Origin of the sequence: Bacillus sp. 2CMS4F (assembly GCF_023161785.1) — a bacterium.
Lineage (GTDB): Bacteria > Bacillota > Bacilli > Bacillales > Bacillaceae > Bacillus > Bacillus halotolerans.
In genome coordinates, this window is sequence record NZ_JALNTO010000012.1 from 99,197 (window position 1) to 122,976 (window position 23,780).

A 23,780-nucleotide genomic window follows, 5' to 3' on the forward strand; every position below is an offset into this window, starting at 1 on the left:
TTGATTTCAATCCCTTTTCAGTTTTTTTCAACTTCTGCAACTGTTTCCGAAAAAGTTGATAAAAGCTCTTCCATCTCTCCGTCTGAGATTGTGAATGGAGGAGCGATGATTACGGCATCTCCTTCCCCGCTGTCGATTCCAGCCTTGGCAGGATAGACAATGAGCCCGCGTTTTTTTGCTTCGCTGATGATACGCTGGGTCATCGACCGATCTTGCGGAAACACTCGCTTTGTCTTTTTATCAGCCACAAATTCAACGCCTAACAGCAGCCCTTTGCCTCGGACATCCCCAATGATGCCGCTTCGGTGCATCATCTCTTCAAGTTTCTTTTTCAGCTTGAAGCCCTTTTCTTCAGACTGTTTGATCAAGCCGTGTCTGATAACATAACGCAAAACCTCGAGAGCGGCTTTGGCTGAAAAGGGATGAGCACTGTATGTGTGACCGCTCATAATAATACCTGATCCTTGTTTTATCGTTTGGAGAACCGTATCAGACACAACTGCAGCTGCAATAGGCGCGTAGCCGGCACCGAGCCCCTTTCCAAGCACAGCGATATCAGGAACGGTATGCCAATGCTCTGTCGCAAGCATCCTTCCAGTTCTCCCAAGCCCGGTCATAACTTCATCCGCAATAAACAGCACACCATGTGAGCGGCAAACCTCTTGCAATCTCTCATAATATCCAGAAGGAGGAGTAATTGCTGCTCCCGCGGCTCCAATAATAGGTTCTGCCACAAATCCAGCAATAAACTGACTTCCGATTCTTTTTATGGCGGTTTCCAGCTCCTCCGCAGCCGTTTGAACAAAATCTTTTTTTGCTTCTTGATTCAGCCGATATATATGCGGGGCTGAGAGAGCGGGATAACGCTCTAGCAAATGGGTGAACCGGTACCTTCGTTCATAAAATCCCGACAATGAAAGCGCTCCCAAAGTTATTCCGTGGTAACTGCTCCATCGTGAGAGAAAGATGGATTTTTCTGTCTGCTTTTTTTCCTGCCAATATTGAATGGCGATTTTCATTGCCGTTTCTATGGCCTCTGATCCGCTATTGACAAAAAAAGACCAATTCAAGTCTCCCGGCAGCTGCTCGGCCAGTAAAGCAGCTAATTGCTCGGCCGGCTCACTCGTAAACTGGGAGCGGTAAGCAAAAGACACCTTATCAAGCTGTTCTTTCAGCTGCTCAGTTACTTCATCAACCCCATGGCCGATATTGCATGTCACCGCACCAGATGAGCCATCAAGATATTTTTTTCCATTCTGATCATACACATATGTGCCCTTTGCATGACTGACAATCGGATATTCGGCATTAAGCTCTGGCTTAATTAAATAACTGCTCATGCTTCCACCTCAAAAACACCTTTTCTACATTGTATGAGTGTCCAAATAGCGGCATGACGCTCCCTATAAAATCTTTTTTCGCACAAAAAAAGAGCCCTTCCGAACTTCGAAAGGCTCTTGTGTTATTTCATCTAGCAAATAAAAGCGGCTCCGACGATAATTAATAAAATGAACAAGACAACAATCAATACAAATGTATTTGTCCCGCAGCCAAATCCTCCGTAACCGTATCCATGATATCCATGCATATTGTTTTTCATCCTTTCTTATCACGATATACGGCATTGTATGCGGGCCAAGTCCCAAACGGTTTGTGCAAATGCCCATCTATGTAAGGAAATAATGAAAAACAGTGTGCACCCGCTCAAATTTTTTAAATTTGAGCTTTTCATAAAAATGAGTAACGCCATCAGAATTTGAGGCCACTAAATAAGCATCGTCCATTCCTAAAGATTTGGCAATGGACAGCATCTCACCCACAAGAATACTGCCGTAGCCCCTTCTTTGAAACTGATCCAAAATCGCCACCTCTTCAATTTTCGCCGTTTTCTCTTGCGAATCAATAAAAAGTTCTCCGCAGCCAATCGGAATGTTTTGTGATGAATCGCTGTAACAAACGACAAGCAAAATCGTACCTGCTTTGTAAAAAGGATATTTTCTCACTAATTTTTGTTCTGCGATTGCCTCTCCTATATAAAGCGAGTCATAAATTTTCATGATTGAAGATCCGTCACTAAGACTCTTTGCCGTCCCCCATGCCGTGAAAGGATGTCCCATCTGTCCCTTCCAGTCTCCAAGCTTCATGCAGTATAACAGCTCATCTTCAACCACAAAACCGCTTTTCACAAGCGACTGCTTCAAAACGAGCGGAAAAACATGCTGAGGAGACGCTTTTAAATGGATATAATTCGCATCAAGCAGCTTCGGTACGGACGGCAAAAAATCAGGTATACGCTCCAATGGAAATGTATCATGAAGCTGTACAAAATTATGAGAAAAAATGTGCGGCAGCTTGGAATCTTTATATGCACTATAATGATCAAACAACTTCGATTCAGACGTTAACGATAGATATTGATGCTCCGTTTTTGAATAAAGTCCTGTCATGAATGTCTCCTTTTTATGACCTATACATTTACTCGATTGCAATATTTAATTTCTTTATAATCTCATCGTACACCGGATAAAACGGCTTTCCAATTGGAAATTGCTGAATATTCCGGAAAGAAGCGGGTATTGGTTTCTGCTGCAAAAAGAATTTTCTCACCACTTGCTCGCTGATTGGATGAAAAACACCGTTTAGAAATAGAAACCGCTCGCGTTCTATAAAAAACAGCCTTCGTCCAGGCGGATTTGCGATCATCCCAGATCTGTCCCGCGTGATAGGCGGCCCTTCCTGCAGATCCTCGAGCACTTCTTTTTCAATCGTCAAAATATCTTTTCTTTTAAATTGATAAAATTGAAAAGCATGCTGACTTTCTATCCGTCTTTTTTTACCGGCGTCAATGTAAAATACTGCAGGCTGGTCAGGTTCTTTTACCAAAACATAATTCGGAATGTTTAAACATTTTCCCGTATGATATTGAAATAAATACGGATCGGGGATAACAACAGTCCGATCCAGATACACTGAACTCCATCTCTCCCCCACAGGATGCCGCACACCTTGATCCAGAAAATACACATGTTGATCAGATCCTTTTACAAACGTGCCGTCAATCAAATCGGCGGGCAGAAACTGATAAGCGTTTTGAAAAGAATTCGGGGTCTTATACGTTGTATCTAATACTTCATTTATCGGCAGGAACGGGGCAAATGTGTTTACTCTCATCCAAAAAATTGAGTCGCCGTGATTCCAATGCATCATATCATCGTCCCAATAGCTTCCATATTTATCTTTGATCCGATCAAGCAACGAACGGCGATGCATAACAGAGCAATGATCGACTTGAAAAGCGGCTTGATCAAGCACCGCATTGGCATCTCTGTAAAAATGGGAAATTTCCTCTCCTCTTTCGTTTACATGAACAACTTTTTGTTTTGAATAGACTGCCTGTGCTTCAGGATGACACAAAAATGTCTGCACCATACGGCTCAGCCGATCAGGATGATAAACCGTATCATCAGTAAGATAAGAAATGTAGTCGCCAGCGGCAAATGGAAGAGCGTTATTAATTAATGTGGCATAACGGGTTGTTTTTAATCGATTTTGAGGATGGACGAAGCTGTTTTTATAACGAATGCGCTGGTCATGAAGGTACTTATGAATCACCGCAATCGTTTTCTCGTTTGAATGGTCATCCATGACAAAAAGCTCCCAATTGCTATGAGTTTGATTGATGACACTCTCAATCGCCATTTGCAGATAATCAGGTTTGTTATAACTCGTTAAAATAATGGAAACTTTGTCCCCCATCTCTGCAAGCCTCCTATTGTCACACATGAAAACGGCTCCGCAGCAAGCAGAGCCTCTGTCATCATGTAAAAAGCGCCCCAACTTACAATAGCAACATTTGATCCCGTTTGATTTAGCGGGTTCTGAAAAATAACCAAATCAGCCAGGGATTTTCACGATAACATTTTGAAGCGTATCTCCATTGATCAGATTGACTCTTGAAATCGGCACACCAAGCTCTTTAACAACTACGAGCTGGCGTCTGTGATCAAATGGATTTCCGTCTGAAGCTGTTTGACGTATAAGCAGAATGAATAAAAACAGAATAAAATGCAATTCGTGGTCATTTTCTTCTTGGTTCACTTTGTTTTCTAAATCCGCACTTCCCTCTCTCCCTTACCCTCTGTTTCACAATATGAACATGCTGTCAATTGCGGTATAGGCAATGTCCATCCATAGCAGAAAATCAGCATTTTCCTTAAATATATGAAAAATAGCTCAGGTACGGCGTTCGACTCATACCAATTGCCAATCAGAAGAATATGATTAAACGTGAGTTCAATAATTAATAGGAGGTGTATGTGTTGAGCAGTGAAAATGCGCAGTTAAAAAAGGATATTATTAAAAGCCTTTTAAGCCCTTTATTTACAAATGCAACTGAAAGAGGAGATAACGTGGAGAATACACTTAAAGCTTTACTGGAATCTGCGATTGATCAGAAAGTGGACGATACTGCTTCAGCCGAGTTTTTGTTTAATAGTTCGCCGGCGGAATGGATTTTTGCGAGAATCGAACCGGGCACTATAATTAGTATAGTAACTGATTCAGGTGACATGATCGGTCCTGTCGTATTTGTTGATTTTGATCGGCTACGAGGCATTGTATTCGTAACACAGGAAAGCTCTGTAACTCCGCCAGGTCAAGCGACAACATTGATTGATGTAGATAAAGTAGAAAGCGTTACATTCTTTTCATAACCTCTGATGAAAGTTTTGTATATCCAGTCGGGATATGGAGGAATATACAGTTATTTTGACCGCTGGGCTGAAGAATGCTTTCGGCACGCTCAGACAGAATACATGTCTGCAGATACACCAGACACCGAATCGCTGTCACGCATTGAAACGTTTCAGCCGGACTTCGCACTCATGATGGTTGGAGTTCACGTTCCTCACGACTGGCTGACCTGGTTAAAGGGTAAGGGTATTCCCGTATATGTTTGGCTGACAGAAGACCCATTTTATATTGATATCAGTCTTCAGGTGATAAAGCACGCTGACGCGGTTTTAACAATTGACCAAAATGCTGCTCTCTATTATCAGGAGCTTGGTTATCAGCATATCTATTATGTTCCGATTCCTGTTAATCATCGGCTGTTTAAAAAAATGGACACCGAACATTCCTTTCATTCACAATTGCTTATCATCGGCTATCCTTACCCTAATCGGGTTCAGCTTGTGAAAGAAGCGGCATTTCTCCCGTACACCGTTCGGGTCATCGGAAAGGAATGGAGAAAGTACCTGCCTAAAAAAGTACTCAAACAGCCGCATATAGATGTAGTCAGCACATGGGTTCCGCCTGAACAGGCCGTTCATTATTATAACGGGGCAGACATCGTGATCAATCCGCATCGGCCGTATCATTTTACGTTCAACAAAAATAAAAGCCGTATTAAAAATACAAGCTTTAATAACCGCACCTTTGATATCGCTGCATGCGAAGCATTTCAACTAGTGGATCTCCCCGCGGCACATCCTTTTTCATCCTTTATTTCTTATCACAGCATCAACGACTTTAAGGAAAAAGCCGCTTTCTATATCAATCATCCTGAGGAACGAAACAAAGCTGCAGCATTAAATTATAAAGAGACCGTTCCTGCTCATACATTTGATGAGCTTCCCGCAAAACTGAAAGCCATTCATCTGGCGCTTTCTTGAAAAATCGTTCATTTCATATGAACGATTTTTTCGTGCACATAAAAAAGCAGCCGAAAATAGGCTGCTTCTTTATTCATCAGATCTGTCCTTCAGCTTCCTTGGATTCACCTGTTTATTCAGGTCAGGTTTTTCGCCAAGATGCTGAGAAATCTGTTCCCATGATACAATTTTGAAATTTTGATTGACAGCTTGTCCATTCTCTATATTTTCTCCGTCCTGGGCTAGAAAAATGCCGTACGGATATTTTGGCCCCAGTCCGAAACCAAGAACATCAATACCGTCAGTATCACTCGTCCCGTCTATTTTCTCGCCATCCGCAATTTCAAAATTGGCAATATACTGATTGCCTTCCTGTCTTTCATACATCGCATAGCTGTTATTGCCTTGGCTTGAAGCGATAAGATAACCTTTTCCGTCCGGCGCATAATAGATGGTCAGGCCCTCAATATCAGCTGTCAAATGCTTTCCGGAAGCAAGATCAATGACTTTGCCCTGCGATCCTCCAGATGGTTCAGCATTAAATTTCCAAATCGCTGTGTCTTCCTCCGCTATATAGAGATTCCCGTACTCGTCATCTGCGACGAGACCTTCAGTTTGTGAATGTAATTTGAATTGCCGCACTTTTTTCCCTGTTACATATCCCTTTCCATTGTCGGCAATTTCATATTGCTCGAACTCTCCTTGCTTTCCCGTTACCAACGCATAAAATGCCCCTGTTTTTTGGCTGTGATACAGGCTGAAACCGTAAACTTCAGAAATATCAGTAGAAATAGGATGTTTTGGGTCTGTGATGCTTTTCAATTCACCTTTTGCCCCATCAATGGCGTAAACTTCGACCGAATTTTTTCCTTCTGTCCGGTTTGAAGCAGCGGCAATGTCAATCTGTTTGCCGTTGAACGGAAAATCATAACGCAGATCGACATTATTCAGCTTGCCAAACTCGTAAGAATTGATCTGTTTGCCGTCCAAATCATACACGACTAACCCGGACTTCTTGTTTGTCGTTATCAATTTGCTTTTTTCCGGATGCTTTGCATCAACCCAAATGGACGGATCATCCGCTGCGTCATCCCCGGAAGCAACCGGGTCAGTCTCTCCCTTTGCCGTCACTTTGAAATGATTCACTTCATCAGCCTGATGAGCCGATACCGAGTTTGCAGATAGGCTAAGCAATAAACCCGCAGCAGCACTAAACAGAATAGTTTTTGGATACTTCATTTTACAGCCTCCTTATTTTAACCTTCATTTCTTATTGTAAAATATATGAAGTTGATGAATATGAGACAATCGAACCTTTTTTTCGTAGTGTTTCTGATTCAAAAGAGAGCTTTTTATATGGACGTGATAAGATCATATGGGACCTGTTTATATGGAGCGAAAAAAGATAATATGAAAATTTAGTACACTGTTTATTTAGTTAGATTAAGCCAATCTCTTCATTTTCTATTAAAAAAGAACACTTTGTGACATCATCATTCCCCTAAATTTCGTTTTATTGGTTGCTTTCATTAACTCGATTAAAATGTTGAACATATGATGCATGGTAGAGAAACGAGAGTTGGAGGATAAGCCATGCCTAAACAGCAAACAGCAGAACTAAAACCATTTTTCCATAACAAAACAGTTTTAGTCACTGGCGGAACGGGTTCAATCGGAAGTCAAATTGTCAAACGCCTTTTGCTGCTTACACCAAAAAAGATCATTGTATTCAGCAAAGACGACAGTAAACAGTATGTAATGAGTCAAAAGTATGCGGAGGATCAGCGGCTTTCATTTGTACTTGGAGATGTGCGCGACCACCGGAGAGTGAATCAGGTGATGACAGGTGTCGATATCGTCTTTCACGCAGCAGCGCTGAAACAGGTACCGACATGCGAAGACAATCCGTTTGAAGCGATTCATACCAATCTCATCGGCGGACAGAATGTGGTGGAGGCCGCCCTAATCAATGGAGTACAGCATGTCATCAATATCAGTACAGACAAAGCTGTGTCCCCTGTAAACACAATGGGTGCCACTAAGCTGTTATCTGAAAAGCTGTTTCATCAAGCTAACCGCCACGTTCAAAACAGAGGAACTGTTTTTTGTTCCGTCCGTTTCGGAAATGTTCTCGGCTCAAGAGGTTCAGTCATCCCTATTTTATTTGAACAGATGATGGAAGGTGAACCGCTGACCATCACAGACAAGAACATGACCAGATTTTTTATGTCTATTGATGATGCGGCCACACTGACACTGCAATCAGCCGCTATAACCACAGGCGGAGAAACTTTTATTTTTAAAATGGAATCACTGAAACTTGAGGAATTGATTCATGGATTTGAAGAATACGCAGCACAGCACGGTCTCCCGCGCCCGGCCGCAATAGAAGTCGGCAAGCGTCCAGGTGAAAAACTTCACGAAGAATTGACATCTCCCCACGAAGTAGAGTCACTATATGAATGGGGCAACCTATATGCTATCCTCCCAGAACCTGAAAAACATCCTGATTTTCGCAAAGTCAATTTGCCCGGATATCAGTCTGATCAGGCTCCTCTTATTACAAAAGACAGAATTGCCCAAATTATTGAAGACCTGCATAAAGAAAAAAAGGCATAAAACAAGCCTGTCTATCCATTAGGCAGGCTTGTTTTTTCTTGCATTTTATTTGTCAAATAGGTGCTGATAGCTTTCATATCCCTCTTCTTTGAGCTTATCCTTAGGAATAAACCGCAGCGCCGCAGAATTAATGCAGTAACGAAGTCCGCTAGGTCCGGGTCCGTCATTAAATACATGTCCCAGATGGGAATCGGCTGTTCGGCTTCTGACTTCTGTCCGAATCATTCCGTGGCTCGTATCCTGTTTTTCTTCCACTTCTTCTTCCTCAATCGGCTTTGTAAAGCTTGGCCAGCCGCAATGGGAATCAAATTTATCCTTGGAAGTAAACAAAGGCTTTCCTGACACAATGTCAACATAAAGCCCTTCTTCCTTATGATCCCAATACTCATTTTGAAACGGCGGCTCCGTTCCGTTATTTTGTGTGACCTCGTATTGCATACGGTTTAATGACTTTATTCTTTCTTCTTTATTTAGCGTCATTTATTTCGCCCCCCAATGCTCACTGATAAATCCAGCTCTTCCGGAGCCTGTCCGGTAACGCTGATAATGCCCTGGATTCTTTTTATAAAAATGCTGATGGTAATCTTCCGCTTCATAGAATGGTTCAGCCTTTAAAATGTCTGTCACGATAGGACCTTTAAAAATGCCGCTTTCCGCCAGCCGTTGTTTTGATGCTTCGGCAAGCTCCTTTTGTTTTTCATTATGATAAAAAATCGCTGCACGGTAAGAGCTGCCGCGATCAGCGAACTGGCCGCCTGCATCTGTCGGATCAATTTGCTGCCAGAACAGCTCTAACAGCTTTTCATAAGGGAATACATCAGGCTCAAACGTGATTTGTACAGCTTCACGATGCCCTGTTGTTTCGCTGCATACTTCTTCATACGTAGGGTTTTCAGTATGGCCGCCTGTATACCCGGACACCACTTTTTCAATTCCCGGCTGTTCGTCAAATGGTTTGACCATACACCAAAAACAGCCGCCTGCAAATGTGGCGAGTTCTTTTTTTTCAGACATACTGGTGCCTCCTTTGTTAATACGTGGTATTATTATATTATAGCATGTAAAAATAGAATGAAAATGATTCTGCTTTTCAATAAAAATCTATAGGTTTTGAGTATTAGCAATTATGTAATGGGGGTTCACAAATTTGAAAGTAAGAACACAAATGATGTATGATATGGAAACTTTACTCCGTAAAGTTTTTAAACAAATACGCAATGAAATCAACGATATTCTAGATAAAGAGCTTTCGCGGAATGAATTTACCATTTTGCGCATTCTAAGTGAACAGGGACCTAAGAAAGTGACGGAATTTGCGCCCATTTTGGAAGTATCAGCAAGCCATATTACCGCAGTGACTGACGCGCTGGTAGAAAAAGAATGGATCACGAGAATCAGATCGAAGGAAGATCGGCGGATCATCCGCATCCATATCACTGAAGCAGGTGAAAAAATCGTTCAGCATTTCAATGAGAAAAAAACTGAATATTTCTTTAAACGCTTTGATTGTTATACGGATACTGAACTCGCCACATTAATCGAGCTTTTCAGCAAACTTGATAAAAAACGGTAAAAAAGCACATACCCAATTAGGGTATGTGCTTTTCGCAGCGCCTTTCTTATCTTTCAGTAAACAATTTCATCGTTTTCCAGCGGCCGTATCTGTAGTACAAAAACGCCGCACAGCTGCTGAATAAGAAACTCATACCGATTCCGAGACCGATCCCTTTCTGTCCAAGCCAAGCTGAAAACAGAGCCGTGAAAGGATATCTCAAAACCCAGAAAGAAATCAAATTTAAAACCAAAACCTGCATCATTGCCCCAGCGGCTCTGACAATTCCGTTCAGTACAAAATTAATACCGATAAAGGGATAGAAAAACGCAATCCACCGCAAATATTGTTCACCAAACGCTACCGCGTCAGGCTCACTAATAAATAACCTCATTAAATATTTTCCGAATATCCAAATGATAATAGCAATTACGAGCATGCAAGAAAAAACAGACATCACACCAAGCTTCGCAATCGATTCCACCCTTTTATAGTTTCCGAGCCCGATATTTTGTCCCGCCATGCTGTTGACCGCCGTACCGGCCGCCATAGCCGGAAGTGTGATGATGCTGTCCAGCCGCTGCACTGCGCCAAATCCAGAGACCACATGCTCTCCATAAGAGTTGACAACGCTCATGATCGCCATCATACCGCCTGTAATCACCATCATCTGCAGACCGGCGGGAATACCAAGTTTCAGAATCAATGCAGTCTCTTCCCACTTAGGTGCTTTTGGCATAGAAAACGGAACCAGCTGATGTTTGATGACATAAAACAAACCGTAAAGGAACGCAATGCCCTGTGACAAAACAGTTGAATAAGCCGCTCCCGCAATCCCCATGCGGAAAACAGAAATAAAGAGCGGTGCCAGCACAGCATTCAGCACAACGGCAAAAGCGATGAACCGCAGCGGTGTTTTGCTGTCGCCTAGCGCCCGAAGAACCGTACTGATAAAGTTATAACCAAACAAAAACAGGATGCCGATAAATTGAATCTGCAAATAGATCTCGGCAAGCGGAATCATGGACTCCGGCGTTTGCAGAAGACGCAGCAATGGTTCTGACAGGAAAAAACCGGTTGCGCCGAACCCGATGCTTAAGCCCGTTAATAAAACGACAAAGGCATTTATATACGACGCCATTCCTTTCTCATCATCTTTTCCCTTTTGCTGAGACAAAATGGTTAAGGTCGCATTATTAAGTCCCAAAATAAAAGACAGCACGGTTAAAACAATCGTGCTTGATACCGCGGCCGCGCCAAGCGCTTTTGCCCCCAGCAAATTGCCGATCCATAAACTGTCTATGAATTGAAAAGAAACCTGCAGAGCATTTCCCAGCATAATAGGCATCGAAAACAGGATAAGCTGCCTCAGCACGTTTCCCTTCGTAAAATCGTATGCTTTCATTTCTTCTCCTTGTTCTCTTATATTTTCGTCCAGCCGCATGAAAAAAGAGACGGTGCCGCATGTCTCTTTTTTTTATGATTTATCGGTTTTTTTTCGGTCTTTCATGCCAAATGTAAACACCATCACACTCAAAAACAATGCGCAATACGAAATGTTCAAGTACATTTGATCCATATCCTCAGCCGCCAGATGATGATAAGCCAGCCAGCCGAAGTAAAGGGAAAACGTAAATGATAACAAACTGAAATACTGGTAAATCCGTTTCATTTCAGTCACCTCTATTGTTTAGGATGGTAATAGGAAAACTCAATTTCATCTTTTTCTAAATTAATTTTATCTGCTTTGACATACATACCGTTCGTTAATGGCATTTCAGACAAACGAACCTCAATGCTTTTATCGCCGGGATGAACATGCACAAAGGATGGGAGTTCATAGAAGCTGTCCATATAATTTAACACAAAGCTAATAGGAATACTCAATTTCCCTAAGGAAAATTTCGTTACATTCAGCTCAACATCGCCATTCTTTTTCACGGTCGGCTCAAATGCGATAAACGCGTCAATTGACGTGGAAAATGCTTTGATTTTCCCTGCCACATGGACATCGTCATCTATATCCACTTTGTAATCAAGCTGATTTGACGCTTTCTCGTTTAAATATGAGTTGACAAACGCAGCTAAGGATTCTTTTGTGCTTGTCACTTGAAATCCGTACTCGCTTTTAGAGGTATCCTCTACCTCCGCTTGCTTGCCCGGCAGCATGACCAGCGTCACAAATCCTACTGCTAATACAATATTGATGGCAAGCAATATAAAAAACAGTCGTTTCCAGTTATTCATGATTTCACCCTACTCTTTCGGTAATCCTTCTTTTTCAATTGCTTGATAGACCCGCTTCGCTATTAAGGAATAACCCGTTCCATTAGGATGAAAATCATCTTCCTCAGAAATTCGTTTACTGTCACTTTTTTGATTGAACAAGTCTTCTATATTAATGATTTTTGCATGTTTATCTTTTTTCAGCTCTTTTTTAGCAATGTTGTTCCAATCAGTGACTACCCCGTTTATTTCCTGTAATTCAGATAAAGTAAATGTAAACGGATTATACATGCTGACGTAAATCAGCTCTGCGTGATTATTCAGCGCGCGGATTTCTGAAATGATTTTTTTAAAACGCTTTTCGTACGGCTTTTCCTCTTCCTGAAACGGTTCGACGGTTAATTGCAGGAAGTTTTGACGAAGGACCTTCATCAGATCATTACCGCCGATTGTTAAAAAGACATAATCTGCATCTTTTATGCCTTTTTGAACGTTTTTATCTTTTAGTTTCTCTAACAAATCCTCCGAACGATTCCCTTTGACGGCATAATTTTTAACGTCAACCTTTTTGACTTGCTCATTTGACCGGATAGAATCCGCCACCTTGCCGACATATCCCTTGCCCTCAGGATCTCCGACACCTTCTGTAAGCGAATCTCCGACAGCGGCAATGACAATGTGTTCCTTCGTTTTCAGTTCATGGGCTTTTTGTTTTCCCTCAGATGCTGTACGTATGCTCGTACATGCAGTAAGAAGCAAAATCAAACTGGCCATGAGTGCAAAAATGCGCAGTTTCAATCTTGTTGCTCCTCCCCATTCTACTAGTGGAAAGTGTATCATGTTTTAGAAGATTTGAAAATGCCTTGTCTTCGAGATTACTTGAGTTTACTAGCCGCTTTCACATCAGCGATAATGTCATCGTATGGTGTATTTTCTACTCCATTGTAATCTTTCAGCACTTTACCGTCAGGGCCTACTAAATAAAAAGAGGATTGATGAATGACCTGGTCCTGGCCTTCAGGTTTCTTCACGATCGCTTTAAAGCTATCAAACGCAAACGTCTCGATGTCACTTTGACTGTATCCCGTTAGAAAATCCCAGTTATCAAAAGATAAAGGATAATTTGCCGCAAATTTTTTCAGCTGCTTCGGGTTATCATTCTCAGGATCAACACTAAAGGATACGATACGCACATCTATATTCTCAGCCTTTAATTTCTTTTGAAGATCTGTCATATGAGCCGTCATCGGCGGACACACGGTCTCACAATTGGTAAAAATAAAGTCTGCGAGCCAAACCTTTCCTTTTAAACTGTCTAAAGAAACATTTTTGCCATCTTGGTTTTTAAAAGTAAAAGACTCCACCTCGTAATTAAGCGGATCCTTAATATGCTGTCCTCCGCAGGCACACAAAAGCAGAAAAATCAGCCCCGCCGCCAACCCTTTGATCATCTTCATGCCGTTCACCCTTTCCAGCTTAAAGCGCTTACTAAATGCCGCGCTCACCTTCTTACATCCTTTGTTTAATTCTATACCCGCAAAAAAATTCCTGCATGCCCCTTCGTCCGCCTGCGAGCGGCATAGCAAAGGGGACACACAGGAATAAACGGCGTATCACGCGTTGTGTTTTAACACCTCTTGATGAAAAACAGCCTGATAATCAGTCCATTTCATCCGTCGTTTCATATATTGTCGGAAAGAATACACTTTTGCCCTGCTTTTTGATGAAAATACCTCTTTTAAGTAGATCTGCAAATGCTGATTCAACATAAAGAAATAATGTTCATCTTCCTTTAACACAGGTATTTCTGTCACTTTCACCTGAATCCCGTCGCTGCGTTTGAACTCTAGGCTTTTGAGTAACAAGCTATCAATCCTCATTTTTTGATTGTTTTCTTCTATTATATACAATGCCGGCCGGGCTGTCTGTCATTTTGCGCGGTTGTGCCGAAAAAATCAGATCAGCAGATGGAATAAATCTTGATCCTTATTTACCTCTAAATAATGAAACGCTTTTTTATTCATCCGTTCAATCAGCGGTCCATAGTCAGCTTTGTTTTGAAGCTCAATGCCGACCAGGGCCGGTCCGTTGCTTTTATTGTTTTTCTTCGTATACTCAAATCGCGTAATGTCATCATTCGGCCCAAGAACTTCATCAAGAAATTCACGGAGTGCCCCAGCTCTTTGCGGAAAATTGACGATAAAATAATGCTGAAGGCCTTCGAAAATCATAGACCGCTCCTTCATTTCCTGCATTCTTCCGATATCGTTATTGCCGCCGCTGACAACACATACTACGTTTTTCCCTTTAATTTCTTCCTTATATAAATCCAGTGCAGCGACAGAAAGAGCACCCGCCGGTTCAGCGACAATCGCACATTGATTATATAGTTCAAGAATGGCTGTGCATACCTTCCCTTCTGGCACGAGAAGTATGTCATCTACAACGGTTTCTAGCGCTTGAAAGGTTTCATCGCCGATTTTTTTTACAGCCGCTCCGTCCACAAATTTATCAATTTTATCTAACGTGACGACATGTCCAGTTTTGTTAGATTCAAAATAAGACGCAGCGCCCGCCGGTTCAACCGCGATTACTTTGGTTTCAGGAGACACGTTTTTCATATACGTGCCGACCCCTGCAAGAAGCCCGCCTCCCCCGACACTTGCAAATAGAAAATGCGGTTCTGTATCAATATCGTTTAAAATTTCAACCGCCAGAGTTCCCTGGCCGGCCATTACATCCGGATCATCAAACGGATGGATAAAGGTGCGGTGTTCCTGCTCACAGCATTCAACTGCGTTTTTATATGCATCATCAAAAGTATCACCTGTCAAAATAATATCGATAAACCCTTTTCCGAACAGTTCAACTTGTGACACTTTTTGTCTTGGTGTTGTGGAAGGCATGAAAATCTTCCCGTGAACGCCCAGGTGTTTACACGAAAACGCTACACCTTGCGCGTGGTTTCCGGCACTTGCGCACACGACTCCGTTTTTAGTCTGCTCGTCAGAGAGCTGCTTCATTTTGTTATAAGCCCCTCTGAGTTTAAAAGATCTGACTACCTGCAAGTCTTCTCGTTTCAAATAAATATTGCATTCGTATCTCTCAGAAAGTCTGTCATTCCTTTGCAGCGGTGTGTGAGTCACAACGTCCTTCACGTTTTGATGAGCCTTTAAAATGTCTTTCACTTGGATGAGAGAGTTTTCTTTAAGCAACGGTTTCATGTACAGATTCCTTTCTTGTTTTAAATCCCTATTTAATATGCCATTATAACATGAATATTCAAATAATAAGACAATTATTTTTATTTAGTAAATAAAAAATGAATCGTATTCTAAGTTCTCCGCACCCGTAATAACATCTGCGTGACCTGTATCCAGCAGCTAAGAAAAAAGTTTCTTAAAGATAAAAGATGTTTTCATCTGAAAGGCATGCTATAATAGAACCAATTAGAACCAAAAGGAGCCAATAAATGATTACAGCACCTCGATCTTGCACTTTTCATAATCTAATTGGAGAGCATCAACTATTTCTCGAAACAAAACGAGTCGCCATGCAGTTCGCCCTATCAGAGCTTCCTGTCCTGATCACAGGAAAGGTCGGAACAGGCAAGGATCATTTTGCACAGGCCATACACCAAGGCTCTTCAAGAAACGGTGAACCATTGATCAGTATCAATTGCAGCACCCATTCAGAAGAAAACCTTTCATACGAGCTTTTTGGCGCTGATGATGCCTTGGGTGCGTTTCAAAAAGCCGCCCGAGGTACACTTTTTCTTAATGACGTATGGAGTATGCCGGTTTCTGTACAAGCTAAGCTTCTAGAAGCACTTGACTCAGATGGGGAAAAACCGAGAATCATCTGTGCTTCTGCAATCCCGATAACAGAAGTTGCTGAAAATACATTCAGGCAGGACTTATTTTACAGGCTGAACATTTTAACGCTCACATTGCCGGTGCTGTCCGAGCGAAATAGCGATATCCCCCTTTTGACCCAGTATTTCCTTTCGGAATCGGGACAGCAATTGTTAATTGATCCCTCGGTCTTTCCGCTGCTTGAACAGCATCCCTTTGATGGGAATGTAAGAGAATTAAAAAACGCTGCAGATTATATGGCGGCTGTATCAAGCGGAGGAACCATTCATCCGTATGATGTGCCGCCGTATATACGGGACGGGCTAAATGAAAAAACGACGAAGAAAAAAGCGAAGCTTCTGACTTTAATGGAAAAAGCCGAGTTTCTGTTTATTTTGGAAACCATAAAAGTATTAAATGAAAAAGGCGAACCGGCAAGCAGACGGATCATCTCTGAAAGCAGCAAAAACAGCCAAATCTCTTTAACGCCGCAGCAGGTCAGAAGCCGTCTCGATTATTTGGAGAAGAAAGAATATGTGACAAAAAGCCGCGGACGTGCGGGCACGAAAATCACTTTAGAAGGGCTGAATTTTTTAGAAACGCTGCAAAAACAAATGATGTAGCAGCTAAAGAGAGGAGAATGTACGTGTATACAATAAAAGAAGAGATCGCCAACGCCATTACCCACGGCATCGGTGTGTTCTTATCCATACCAGCATTAGTGTTTCTCATCATATTTGCGGCTAATTACGGGTCCGCATGGGATATCGTCAGTTTTACCATATTTGGTGTTTCCATGCTGCTGCTTTATTTGAGCTCCACCCTGCTTCACAGCATTCAGCACAAAAAGACGAAAGATATTTTGGAGATTATTGACCATAGCGCCATTTACGTGTTGATTGCCGGAACCTATACCCCTTTTCTGCTTGGCCCGTTAAAAGGCACACTCGGCTTCACCCTGCTCATCATCGTTTGGGCGCTTGCCCTTGGCGGAATCGTATTCAAAATTTTCTTCGTAAAACGGTTTATCATTTTATCTACCTTGATGTATTTATTAATGGGATGGCTAATGATTATCGCGGTTAAGCCTTTATATGCTTCACTGACAGGAGCTGGATTCAGCCTTCTTTTACTTGGCGGTCTGTTGTATTCAGCCGGAACGATCTTTTATATTTGGAGAAAGATTCCTTTCCATCATGCCATTTGGCACAGCTTTGTTTTAGGCGGGAGTGCGGCGATGTTTTTCTGCGTGCTGTTCTATTGTGTGAAAGTGCCGTTTTTATCCTAATGAAAAAGCGCAGTCTCAGTGACTGCGCTTTTTTAGGCCCGTAATTGCTTCTCACTTGCCGGTATATAAGCCTTGGAAAATGACACTTCTATATCTGCTGGCTTTAAGCGTTTAAAAAGCGATCCCTTCAGCAGTTCATCGGTTCCTTTCGTTTCCACCATTACAACCGGAAAGCTGCAGCGGGCTGCAAGTTCCAATGGATTGATACAGCCATCTAAAGAAAGAATCATGCTTTGGCCTTTTTCTAATTGGGTCAAAATATCTTCATATACCATTTCTGAACCGCTCTCTCGAATGACATTCATCCGTTCAAGCCATTGTCCGATAATCGGTAAACGAAACACTTTGGGATTTGCGATAAATCCGGCTGGTTCTTCAATATACCCGGCAATCAAAGCAAGTTCAGGCAATCCTAAACGAGAATGCACATACAAAACAGGACCGCTCGGTATCGGCTCTGGCTGATGAATGGTGATGACAGATCCTGAAATGCCGATACAGCCTTCCAAAAACGCCTTTGGCTGCTCGTAAACGAGCGTCATCTGTTTTTTGTATGACAGACGCGGATCCAGCATTCTTTGATTAAACAATTGTTTTATATTTTTTAACAGCATATACACAATGTAAATCACTAGACAGCTGTAGCGAATCAATTAAAATCCTCCCGCTTCAGATGATACATTCTTTTTTTCATACACTAAAAATTCATAGTCATACGGATTTTTTTCGTCCTTAGTCCCTTGCTCAGAAGAAACAAGTTTCCATTTGCTCTCATCAAATTCAGGAAAGTAGCGGTCTCCATCAAACTGGTGGTGTATTTTTGTCATATACAGCCTGTCCGCATAAGGGAACAGCGCCGTGTAAAGCTGTGCGCCTCCGATCACGAAGCATTCCTCAGTATCTGAGGCAATCTGGAGCACATCCTCTATTGAACTGACGACGGTACAACCGGGAAATTCTGAATCGTGTGCAGATGTCACAACAATATTTTTCCGATTCGGAAGCGGACGTCCAATTGATTCATATGTTTTTCGCCCCATGATGATTGAATGTCCTGAGGTTATGTTTTTAAAGTATGCAAGGTCATTCGGCAAATGCCACGGCAAATCATTGTCCTTCCCGATAAGCCGGTTGGCATCCATCGCGAAAATGAATGAAATCATACGCTGACCGCTCCTTTAATATGCGGATGCGGATTGTAATCTTCAATGATAAAGTCATCAAACGTAAAACCGAAAATCGAATCAACCTCTCTGGCAAAACGAAGCTTCGGCAGCGGGCGGACATCTCTGGTCAGCTGCAAGTTAACCTGTTCAATGTGATTTTGATAAATATGAACATCGCCGAATGTATGAATAAACTCGCCCGGCTCAAGCCCTGTTACATGCGCGATCATCATCGTAAGCAGCGCATAGGAAGCTATATTAAACGGCACACCGAGGAAAACATCGGCTGAGCGCTGATAAAGCTGGCAGGACAGCTTGCCGTCAGATACATAAAATTGAAACAGGCAGTGGCACGGAGGCAAGGCCATTTTATCGATTTCACCAACATTCCATGCACTGACGATTAAACGTCTTGAGTTCGGATTTGTTTTAATATCTTCCACAAGACGTGAAATTTGATCAATGGTTTCTCCGTCAGCTCCCCGCCATGAGCGCCATTGTGAACCATATACAGGTCCGAGTTCACCGTTTTCATCAGCCCACTCATTCCAAATACGCACTCCGTTTTCCTGCAGATAGCGTACATTGGTATCACCCTTTAAAAACCAAAGCAGCTCGTGCGCAATTGATTTAAAGTGAAGTTTTTTTGTGGTCAGCATCGGGAAGCCTTCCTGTAAATTAAATCTCATTTGATAGCCGAAGGTGCTGATTGTTCCGGTTCCTGTACGGTCACCCTTTTTTTCACCATGATCTAAAACATGTCGGCATAAATCTTTATATTGTTTCATTTTATTCATCCTTTAAAAAGTAGTCTTATAGTAGTGTAACACAATAAAAAATCATTTCTGAACCCAGAAATGATTTTTTTATAAGTCAGCTGACAACAGGCTTTTCGTCCTGTTCTTTTTCTTCATCTTGCAGATCCTGATGCGTATGGGCAATTCTGCTCGCTGCTGCGGCTGCAAGTGCTGCCACAATATCATCCAAAAACGTATGGATGCCGTCAGGGCTTTCATCGAGCTCCTTAATAATTCCGATCTTCTCTTTATCCAAATAACCAAAGTTGGTCAAGCCGATCGAACCGTACACATTAACGATTGAAAGAGGGATAATTTCATCTATGCCGTACAGCGGTTCATCTGTTTCAACAAGATGCTGCAGCGGTTCAGGAAGAAGTTTCTGCTCTGCAAGCTGATCAAGCGCCAGCCCGGTTAAAACAGCATGGATAATTTCACGCTTGTTCAGTACTTTTTCTACATTCTCCATACATACACTAAGCGGGAGATTTGGATTGTATTTTTCCTGAAGTTTTTGAACAATACGCGCAATATCTTCTATCATAACGCCCCGTTTGTTCAGCATATCTTTTGTTATATCGACCATTTCATTCATTGTGTACTTTTTCATATCTAATGGCATCTCCTTTAGGCACTCATCCAGTTGGGAGGTGTGTTGCGGTCCCAATAAATGCTCCCAAGCTCATGGTGTGATTGAAATCCATCTTCTGCTGTATGATAATGAAAATTAAACCAGTAGCCGTCATGCGGAGGGTGGTCTCTGCGCACATGGAACCTGAGGAGGTCTTCTCCGGTTGACCGATTAAAAACGTGAAAGATTTTCTCCGTTTTCCCCGCTGAAGGCTTGCTTGAAATCACAACATCTTGATACGCTTCGTCATCTTGTAATGTCGCTAAAAAGTCACATATGACGTTTTCAATTTTCGGCAGAATCTCTTTCCGATAGTCATCTTCAATGACCGGAGCAATTTTGCTGCCAAATTTCAAAAAAGACTGATTTTCAGCGCTGTCAAGGAGCTGTTCCTTGTACGATTGAAAAAGTAATTCGGGGTCTCGCCTGTCTTCCGATTCATAATCATCGTACAAATCATGCTCATCATAAAAAGCGGTGTAATCATTCTGCTCAAGACTGCTCGGCTGTCCTGAAGGCTTGTCTGCCATGAGAGCAGCCGGAGGAGATACGAGCCCGAACGTTACGATGGTAAATAAAACCACAAGGGTCTTTCTCATCCACAATTTCATGACTGCTTATTCCTCTCTATTTTATTGTCATGTTTCTCTTATTTTATCATAGGTCGAACTTACAAGTCATGTACTATATAAAGCTCTAAGTCAATTTAGGAGATTTGTTGCTTTGCTGTGTGTGTAAAAACGCTTACAATATAATATGAAAGGAGGCCTTCCGCATGATTGACGCTTTGTTTGCAACGGTTTCACTTTTAACATTATTATACTTTGTCGTCATGGAAGTCACCGATTAGAAACAAGCCCGTGAGGTTCTTCACGGGCTTGTTTCGCTTGCGATTTGAATAACACCGTAGTGAAAAAGCGCTGTTTTTCTTTTCAATACGTTAAAACCAAATTGGTCAAAGCGCGGGCTTTTCCAATGGTCTTTGAGTACCACGCTTTTTCTGGCTGCCCGCACCGCTTCTTTGATGCAGCCGTCAGCCAATCCAGAATCCTCAGCCAGCTCTCGTAATGGCGCAATGCCATCAGACGACTCTACAGGCTCATGAAACATCGGATCAAAATAAATGACATCTACTGATTTGTCAGGCAGCTGCTTTAGATAGTCAAAGCAATCCGCATGATTCACTTGTATTCTTCTCATGGCAGCTTGAAGCTGTTCTATACCGGTTTCCCACGAATGGAGCCCCGTATTCACCAGAACGGACACAAGCTTGTTTTTTTCCAGCCCGATCACCGACCCGGTTTCGCCAACCGCCATACTTGCGATAATAGCGTCGGAAGCCAGACCGAGCGTGCAATCCAAAAAAGAATCTCCGGCCGTTAAGCCGGCTGCCCGAAGCATTGGCTCTTGCTCGCCGCGCATAAACCGTTTAGCTCTGAACATCGCTGTATTCGGATGAAAAAAGAATTTACCGCCTTGTTTTGTATAAAGTTCGAACCGCTCTTTTCCAATCACGAGCAAATCACGCTCAGCTGACTTCAGCATATTTTCAACCGTTTGTTTATTTCGGTCGCAATATTGTATACCCAGCTCTTCCGAAAGCATTTTTGCGATCTTTATCGTGTGGTCAGACGGTCTATAGCTTGTTGTAATCATGATCTATACTCCAAAAGAAAATGCCCGGAAAACGGGCATTTAGCAGTGTGCATCAAAGGCGTCAGTTAAGTTTTTCATGATTTCTTCCATTTCGTGCCCTTCAATCTCATGGCGCGGAATAAAATGCACGACTTCTTTGCCTTTCAAAAGAGCCATTGACGGTGAAGAAGGCTCCTGGCCTGTAAAATACTCCCGCATTTTTGCAGTGGCTTCTTTATCTTGGCCCGCAAATACTGTCACCGTATTGTCAGGTGTTTTGTCGTTCTGCAGGACTGCCTGAGTTGCCGCAGGACGCGCAAGACCGGCCGCACAGCCGCAAACAGAGTTAACGACTACAAGAGTTGTGCCCTCTGCCTTTTTCATAAAATTCTCCACTTCTTCTGCCGTTGTTAATTCTTCAAAACCGGCCCCAGTCAGCTCGCGGCGCATCGGAACGACAAGCTGGCGCATATATTCTTCATAAGCCATTGACATAAAAAAAGCCCCCTCTATTATCCTTCATCTGAAGTAAAGGATACTATAGAGAGAGCCGGATTTCAAATGTTCACGTCTTAAAACAAGAGAATGTGATCATGATGTCTAGATTTTCATGATACCGCCCGTATTGGCACTTGTCACAAGTTTAGAATAACGGGCTAAATAGCCGGTTTTCACTTTTGGCTCAAAGCCTTTCCAATTCGCTTTCCGTTTTTCCCATTCTTCTTCAGGCACTTGAACGTCCAGGATGCGTTTTTCAATATCAACGATGATATGATCGCCGTTTTCAACAAAGGCAAGCGGTCCGCCTTCTGCTGCCTCTGGTGATACGTGTCCGATTGAAAGGCCTCGGGATGCTCCGGAAAAACGTCCGTCTGTAATCAACGCTACTTTCGGACCAAGCCCCATTCCGACAATCTGTGATGTAGGTGCAAGCATTTCAGGCATACCTGGCCCGCCCTTTGGCCCTTCGTAACGAATGATGACGACATCGCCTTCTTTTACTTTCCGGTTGATAATGCCGTCTAGCGCCTCATCCTGAGAGTCGAATACGACAGCGGGCCCTTCGTGTCTCGTAATTCCGTTCTGTACGCCGCCGGTTTTGATGATAGCGCCGTCCGGAGCCAGATTTCCGAATAATACGGCAAGACCGCCCTTTTCAGTGAATGGCTGATCTAACGGATGAATCACGTTATAATCCTTCACTTCATGTCCGGCAATGGTTTCTCCAAGTGTTTGACCTGTAACTGTCAGCGCGTCCAAATGAAGTGCTCCTTCTTTTTTGGAAAGCTCATTCAATGCTGCAGACACACCGCCCGCTTCATGAAGATCTTCAATAAATACATCAGATGCAGGCGCCAGCTTGGCCAAATGCGGCACGCGCTCTGCGACTTCATTGATGCGTTCTAAAGAGTATTCAACGCCCGCTTCATTTGCAAGGGCAAGCGTATGAAGTACAGTATTTGTTGAACCGCCGAGCGCCATATCAAGCGCAAACGCGTTATCAATCGCTTTTACTGTAACGATATCTCTCGGTTTGATGTCTTTGCGAATGGTTTCCATTAATTGCGCAGCTGATTTTCTGACAAACTCTTTTCGTTCCGGTGATGTCGCAAGAATGGTTCCGTTACCAGGCAAAGCCAATCCAAGTGCCTCTGACAGACAGTTCATTGAGTTTGCTGTAAACATTCCCGAGCAAGATCCGCATGTCGGGCAGCCGAACTGTTCTAATTCTTGAAGTTCGCTTTCGCCGATTTTTCCAGCTTGATAAGCACCGACTCCCTCAAATACTGAAGAAAGAGAGATTTTGCGGCCGTCGCTTGTTCTTCCTGCCGCCATCGGTCCTCCGCTGACAAAAATGGTCGGAATGTTGATGCGCATAGCCGCCATAAGCATTCCCGGCGTGATTTTATCACAGTTCGGAATACAGACCATTCCGTCAAACCAGTGCGCTGATACGACAGTTTCCACTGAGTCCGCGATGATCTCACGGCTCGGGAGCGAATATCTCATTCCGATATGCCCCATCGCTATTCCGTCATCTACACCGATTGTATTGAATTCAAACGGTACGCCTCCGGCTTCTCTGATTGCTTCTTTTACGATTTTCCCAAACTCCTGCAAGTGAACATGACCGGGAACGATATCAATATATGAGTTACAAACCGCAATAAACGGTTTGCCAAAATCCTCTTCTTTTACACCTGCTGCGCGAAGCAAACTGCGGTGCGGTGCTCTATCGATTCCTTGTGTGATCATGTTACTGCGTAATTCTGCCATGGTGATCCTCCTAAATAGTCTCAATTGTTAGATTGAATTTTATTTTAACAATTTTCAGTTTATTTGTGGGGCGTTTTTGCTAAA

General features: G+C 42.7%; 28 protein-coding genes and 1 pseudogene. 6 read left to right on the forward strand and 23 right to left on the reverse strand.

The window, feature by feature from the left end:
• Window positions 1-17: 17 nt before the first annotated feature.
• The 5 genes and pseudogenes from MTN95_RS16350 to cgeC form a co-directional block, all read right to left on the reverse strand.
• A complete protein-coding gene (locus MTN95_RS16350) occupies window positions 18-1,340 on the reverse strand; it encodes an aspartate aminotransferase family protein (protein ID WP_248338994.1) in 1,323 nt (440 codons plus the stop codon).
• A 131-nt stretch (window positions 1,341-1,471) separates the two neighbouring features.
• Complete coding sequence (locus MTN95_RS16355; protein ID WP_044155488.1) at window positions 1,472-1,588, reverse strand: YjcZ family sporulation protein; 117 nt, start codon at window positions 1,586-1,588, stop codon at window positions 1,472-1,474.
• Window positions 1,589-1,667: 79 nt separating this feature from the next.
• On the reverse strand, window positions 1,668-2,447 hold the full coding sequence (gene cgeE / locus MTN95_RS16360) for a spore maturation N-acetyltransferase CgeE (RefSeq protein ID WP_202853598.1): 780 nt from the start codon (window positions 2,445-2,447) through the stop codon (window positions 1,668-1,670).
• 28 nt (window positions 2,448-2,475) lie between these two features.
• Complete coding sequence (cgeD, locus tag MTN95_RS16365; protein ID WP_105992042.1) at window positions 2,476-3,756, reverse strand: spore maturation glycosyltransferase CgeD; 1,281 nt, start codon at window positions 3,754-3,756, stop codon at window positions 2,476-2,478.
• A gap of 68 nt (window positions 3,757-3,824) precedes the next feature.
• A pseudogene (gene cgeC, locus MTN95_RS16370) lies at window positions 3,825-4,098 on the reverse strand (spore maturation protein CgeC); the annotation flags it as partial.
• A gap of 221 nt (window positions 4,099-4,319) precedes the next feature.
• On the opposite strand from cgeC, the gene MTN95_RS16375 reads away from it, so the two are divergent.
• Together MTN95_RS16375 and cgeB are read left to right on the forward strand one after the other, a co-directional pair.
• Window positions 4,320-4,712, forward strand: coding sequence for a protein CgeA (locus MTN95_RS16375; protein ID WP_105992041.1), 393 nt, complete (start codon window positions 4,320-4,322; stop codon window positions 4,710-4,712).
• 6 nt (window positions 4,713-4,718) lie between these two features.
• Window positions 4,719-5,672: a spore maturation protein CgeB gene (gene cgeB / locus MTN95_RS16380; RefSeq protein WP_202853597.1), complete on the forward strand. Its 954-nt coding sequence runs from the start codon at window positions 4,719-4,721 to the stop codon at window positions 5,670-5,672.
• Between the two features lie 69 nt (window positions 5,673-5,741).
• Here cgeB and MTN95_RS16385 read toward each other — a convergent pair whose 3' ends face one another.
• Entirely contained in the window at window positions 5,742-6,890 is a 1,149-nt protein-coding gene (locus MTN95_RS16385) for a phytase (RefSeq protein ID WP_248338996.1), read from the reverse strand.
• A 354-nt stretch (window positions 6,891-7,244) separates the two neighbouring features.
• Between MTN95_RS16385 and MTN95_RS16390 the strand changes: the two genes are divergently transcribed.
• Window positions 7,245-8,270: an SDR family NAD(P)-dependent oxidoreductase gene (locus tag MTN95_RS16390; RefSeq protein ID WP_248338998.1), complete on the forward strand. Its 1,026-nt coding sequence runs from the start codon at window positions 7,245-7,247 to the stop codon at window positions 8,268-8,270.
• Window positions 8,271-8,315: 45 nt separating this feature from the next.
• Here MTN95_RS16390 and msrB read toward each other — a convergent pair whose 3' ends face one another.
• A complete protein-coding gene (msrB, locus tag MTN95_RS16395) occupies window positions 8,316-8,750 on the reverse strand; it encodes a peptide-methionine (R)-S-oxide reductase MsrB (protein WP_024121776.1) in 435 nt (144 codons plus the stop codon).
• Window positions 8,751-9,284, reverse strand: a complete 534-nt coding sequence (msrA, locus tag MTN95_RS16400) for a peptide-methionine (S)-S-oxide reductase MsrA (protein ID WP_248339000.1) — start codon at window positions 9,282-9,284, stop codon at window positions 8,751-8,753.
• Between the two features lie 133 nt (window positions 9,285-9,417).
• Here msrA and MTN95_RS16405 point away from each other — a divergent pair, with 133 nt between their 5' ends.
• Window positions 9,418-9,843, forward strand: coding sequence for a MarR family transcriptional regulator (locus MTN95_RS16405; protein ID WP_024121778.1), 426 nt, complete (start codon window positions 9,418-9,420; stop codon window positions 9,841-9,843).
• 46 nt (window positions 9,844-9,889) lie between these two features.
• Here MTN95_RS16405 and MTN95_RS16410 read toward each other — a convergent pair whose 3' ends face one another.
• From MTN95_RS16410 to ilvA, 7 genes are all read right to left on the reverse strand, one after another.
• Window positions 9,890-11,227 carry an MATE family efflux transporter gene (locus MTN95_RS16410; RefSeq protein ID WP_248339003.1) on the reverse strand — a complete coding sequence of 446 codons (1,338 nt, stop codon included), beginning with the start codon at window positions 11,225-11,227 and terminating at the stop codon, window positions 9,890-9,892.
• Between the two features lie 72 nt (window positions 11,228-11,299).
• Window positions 11,300-11,494: a protein YpmT gene (ypmT, locus tag MTN95_RS16415; RefSeq protein ID WP_044155479.1), complete on the reverse strand. Its 195-nt coding sequence runs from the start codon at window positions 11,492-11,494 to the stop codon at window positions 11,300-11,302.
• 11 nt (window positions 11,495-11,505) lie between these two features.
• Complete coding sequence (locus MTN95_RS16420) at window positions 11,506-12,069, reverse strand: YpmS family protein (protein ID WP_069487337.1); 564 nt, start codon at window positions 12,067-12,069, stop codon at window positions 11,506-11,508.
• A 9-nt stretch (window positions 12,070-12,078) separates the two neighbouring features.
• Window positions 12,079-12,846: an SGNH/GDSL hydrolase family protein gene (locus tag MTN95_RS16425; protein ID WP_095713132.1), complete on the reverse strand. Its 768-nt coding sequence runs from the start codon at window positions 12,844-12,846 to the stop codon at window positions 12,079-12,081.
• A 77-nt stretch (window positions 12,847-12,923) separates the two neighbouring features.
• On the reverse strand, window positions 12,924-13,505 hold the full coding sequence (locus MTN95_RS16430) for an SCO family protein (RefSeq protein WP_202852596.1): 582 nt from the start codon (window positions 13,503-13,505) through the stop codon (window positions 12,924-12,926).
• A gap of 156 nt (window positions 13,506-13,661) precedes the next feature.
• The gene (locus tag MTN95_RS16435) at window positions 13,662-13,913 is read right to left on the reverse strand and encodes a DUF2535 family protein (protein WP_024121785.1); all 252 of its coding nucleotides are present in this window, start codon (window positions 13,911-13,913) and stop codon (window positions 13,662-13,664) included.
• A gap of 90 nt (window positions 13,914-14,003) precedes the next feature.
• Window positions 14,004-15,272, reverse strand: a complete 1,269-nt coding sequence (ilvA, locus tag MTN95_RS16440) for a threonine ammonia-lyase IlvA (RefSeq protein ID WP_202852542.1) — start codon at window positions 15,270-15,272, stop codon at window positions 14,004-14,006.
• Window positions 15,273-15,520: 248 nt separating this feature from the next.
• Between ilvA and MTN95_RS16445 the strand changes: the two genes are divergently transcribed.
• Window positions 15,521-16,525, forward strand: coding sequence for a sigma 54-interacting transcriptional regulator (locus tag MTN95_RS16445; RefSeq protein WP_227599397.1), 1,005 nt, complete (start codon window positions 15,521-15,523; stop codon window positions 16,523-16,525).
• Window positions 16,526-16,548: 23 nt separating this feature from the next.
• The gene (gene trhA / locus MTN95_RS16450; protein ID WP_044155470.1) at window positions 16,549-17,190 is read left to right on the forward strand and encodes a PAQR family membrane homeostasis protein TrhA; all 642 of its coding nucleotides are present in this window, start codon (window positions 16,549-16,551) and stop codon (window positions 17,188-17,190) included.
• A gap of 32 nt (window positions 17,191-17,222) precedes the next feature.
• Here the strand turns inward: trhA and MTN95_RS16455 are convergent, their stop codons facing one another.
• From MTN95_RS16455 to ilvD, 8 genes are all read right to left on the reverse strand, one after another.
• The gene (locus MTN95_RS16455; protein WP_248339005.1) at window positions 17,223-17,843 is read right to left on the reverse strand and encodes a lysophospholipid acyltransferase family protein; all 621 of its coding nucleotides are present in this window, start codon (window positions 17,841-17,843) and stop codon (window positions 17,223-17,225) included.
• Window positions 17,844-18,353, reverse strand: a complete 510-nt coding sequence (gene dfrA, locus MTN95_RS16460) for a dihydrofolate reductase (RefSeq protein WP_248339007.1) — start codon at window positions 18,351-18,353, stop codon at window positions 17,844-17,846.
• Window positions 18,350-19,144: a thymidylate synthase gene (locus tag MTN95_RS16465; protein WP_101864404.1), complete on the reverse strand. Its 795-nt coding sequence runs from the start codon at window positions 19,142-19,144 to the stop codon at window positions 18,350-18,352. Before MTN95_RS16465 ends, dfrA begins: the two co-directional genes overlap by 4 nt.
• A gap of 85 nt (window positions 19,145-19,229) precedes the next feature.
• A complete protein-coding gene (locus MTN95_RS16470; protein ID WP_003230797.1) occupies window positions 19,230-19,763 on the reverse strand; it encodes a phosphatidylglycerophosphatase A family protein in 534 nt (177 codons plus the stop codon).
• A 17-nt stretch (window positions 19,764-19,780) separates the two neighbouring features.
• Window positions 19,781-20,395: a YpjP family protein gene (locus tag MTN95_RS16475; protein ID WP_105991762.1), complete on the reverse strand. Its 615-nt coding sequence runs from the start codon at window positions 20,393-20,395 to the stop codon at window positions 19,781-19,783.
• 259 nt (window positions 20,396-20,654) lie between these two features.
• Complete coding sequence (locus MTN95_RS16480) at window positions 20,655-21,440, reverse strand: class I SAM-dependent methyltransferase (RefSeq protein ID WP_248339009.1); 786 nt, start codon at window positions 21,438-21,440, stop codon at window positions 20,655-20,657.
• Window positions 21,441-21,479: 39 nt separating this feature from the next.
• A complete protein-coding gene (gene brxA, locus MTN95_RS16485; protein WP_248339011.1) occupies window positions 21,480-21,914 on the reverse strand; it encodes a BrxA/BrxB family bacilliredoxin in 435 nt (144 codons plus the stop codon).
• 105 nt (window positions 21,915-22,019) lie between these two features.
• The gene (ilvD, locus tag MTN95_RS16490) at window positions 22,020-23,696 is read right to left on the reverse strand and encodes a dihydroxy-acid dehydratase (protein WP_059293734.1); all 1,677 of its coding nucleotides are present in this window, start codon (window positions 23,694-23,696) and stop codon (window positions 22,020-22,022) included.
• Window positions 23,697-23,780 lie beyond the last annotated feature (84 nt).

What these genes read in the sequence shown, in the direction of transcription:
- MTN95_RS16350 (WP_248338994.1), bottom strand. Translation starts at nt 1,340, where the DNA reads ATGAGCAGTTATTTAATTAAGCCAGAGCTTAATGCCGAATATCCGATT.
- MTN95_RS16355 (WP_044155488.1), bottom strand. Translation starts at nt 1,588, where the DNA reads ATGCATGGATATCATGGATACGGTTACGGAGGATTTGGCTGCGGGACA.
- cgeE (WP_202853598.1), bottom strand. Translation starts at nt 2,447, where the DNA reads ATGACAGGACTTTATTCAAAAACGGAGCATCAATATCTATCGTTAACG.
- cgeD (WP_105992042.1), bottom strand. Translation starts at nt 3,756, where the DNA reads ATGGGGGACAAAGTTTCCATTATTTTAACGAGTTATAACAAACCTGAT.
- cgeB (WP_202853597.1), top strand. Translation starts at nt 4,719, where the DNA reads ATGAAAGTTTTGTATATCCAGTCGGGATATGGAGGAATATACAGTTAT.
- MTN95_RS16385 (WP_248338996.1), bottom strand. Translation starts at nt 6,890, where the DNA reads ATGAAGTATCCAAAAACTATTCTGTTTAGTGCTGCTGCGGGTTTATTG.
- MTN95_RS16390 (WP_248338998.1), top strand. Translation starts at nt 7,245, where the DNA reads ATGCCTAAACAGCAAACAGCAGAACTAAAACCATTTTTCCATAACAAA.
- msrB (WP_024121776.1), bottom strand. Translation starts at nt 8,750, where the DNA reads ATGACGCTAAATAAAGAAGAAAGAATAAAGTCATTAAACCGTATGCAA.
- msrA (WP_248339000.1), bottom strand. Translation starts at nt 9,284, where the DNA reads ATGTCTGAAAAAAAAGAACTCGCCACATTTGCAGGCGGCTGTTTTTGG.
- MTN95_RS16410 (WP_248339003.1), bottom strand. Translation starts at nt 11,227, where the DNA reads ATGAAAGCATACGATTTTACGAAGGGAAACGTGCTGAGGCAGCTTATC.
- ypmT (WP_044155479.1), bottom strand. Translation starts at nt 11,494, where the DNA reads ATGAAACGGATTTACCAGTATTTCAGTTTGTTATCATTTACGTTTTCC.
- MTN95_RS16420 (WP_069487337.1), bottom strand. Translation starts at nt 12,069, where the DNA reads ATGAATAACTGGAAACGACTGTTTTTTATATTGCTTGCCATCAATATT.
- MTN95_RS16430 (WP_202852596.1), bottom strand. Translation starts at nt 13,505, where the DNA reads ATGAAGATGATCAAAGGGTTGGCGGCGGGGCTGATTTTTCTGCTTTTG.
- ilvA (WP_202852542.1), bottom strand. Translation starts at nt 15,272, where the DNA reads ATGAAACCGTTGCTTAAAGAAAACTCTCTCATCCAAGTGAAAGACATT.
- MTN95_RS16445 (WP_227599397.1), top strand. Translation starts at nt 15,521, where the DNA reads ATGATTACAGCACCTCGATCTTGCACTTTTCATAATCTAATTGGAGAG.
- dfrA (WP_248339007.1), bottom strand. Translation starts at nt 18,353, where the DNA reads ATGATTTCATTCATTTTCGCGATGGATGCCAACCGGCTTATCGGGAAG.
- MTN95_RS16465 (WP_101864404.1), bottom strand. Translation starts at nt 19,144, where the DNA reads ATGAAACAATATAAAGATTTATGCCGACATGTTTTAGATCATGGTGAA.
- MTN95_RS16470 (WP_003230797.1), bottom strand. Translation starts at nt 19,763, where the DNA reads ATGAAAAAGTACACAATGAATGAAATGGTCGATATAACAAAAGATATG.
- MTN95_RS16475 (WP_105991762.1), bottom strand. Translation starts at nt 20,395, where the DNA reads ATGAAATTGTGGATGAGAAAGACCCTTGTGGTTTTATTTACCATCGTA.
- MTN95_RS16480 (WP_248339009.1), bottom strand. Translation starts at nt 21,440, where the DNA reads ATGATTACAACAAGCTATAGACCGTCTGACCACACGATAAAGATCGCA.
- brxA (WP_248339011.1), bottom strand. Translation starts at nt 21,914, where the DNA reads ATGTCAATGGCTTATGAAGAATATATGCGCCAGCTTGTCGTTCCGATG.
- ilvD (WP_059293734.1), bottom strand. Translation starts at nt 23,696, where the DNA reads ATGGCAGAATTACGCAGTAACATGATCACACAAGGAATCGATAGAGCA.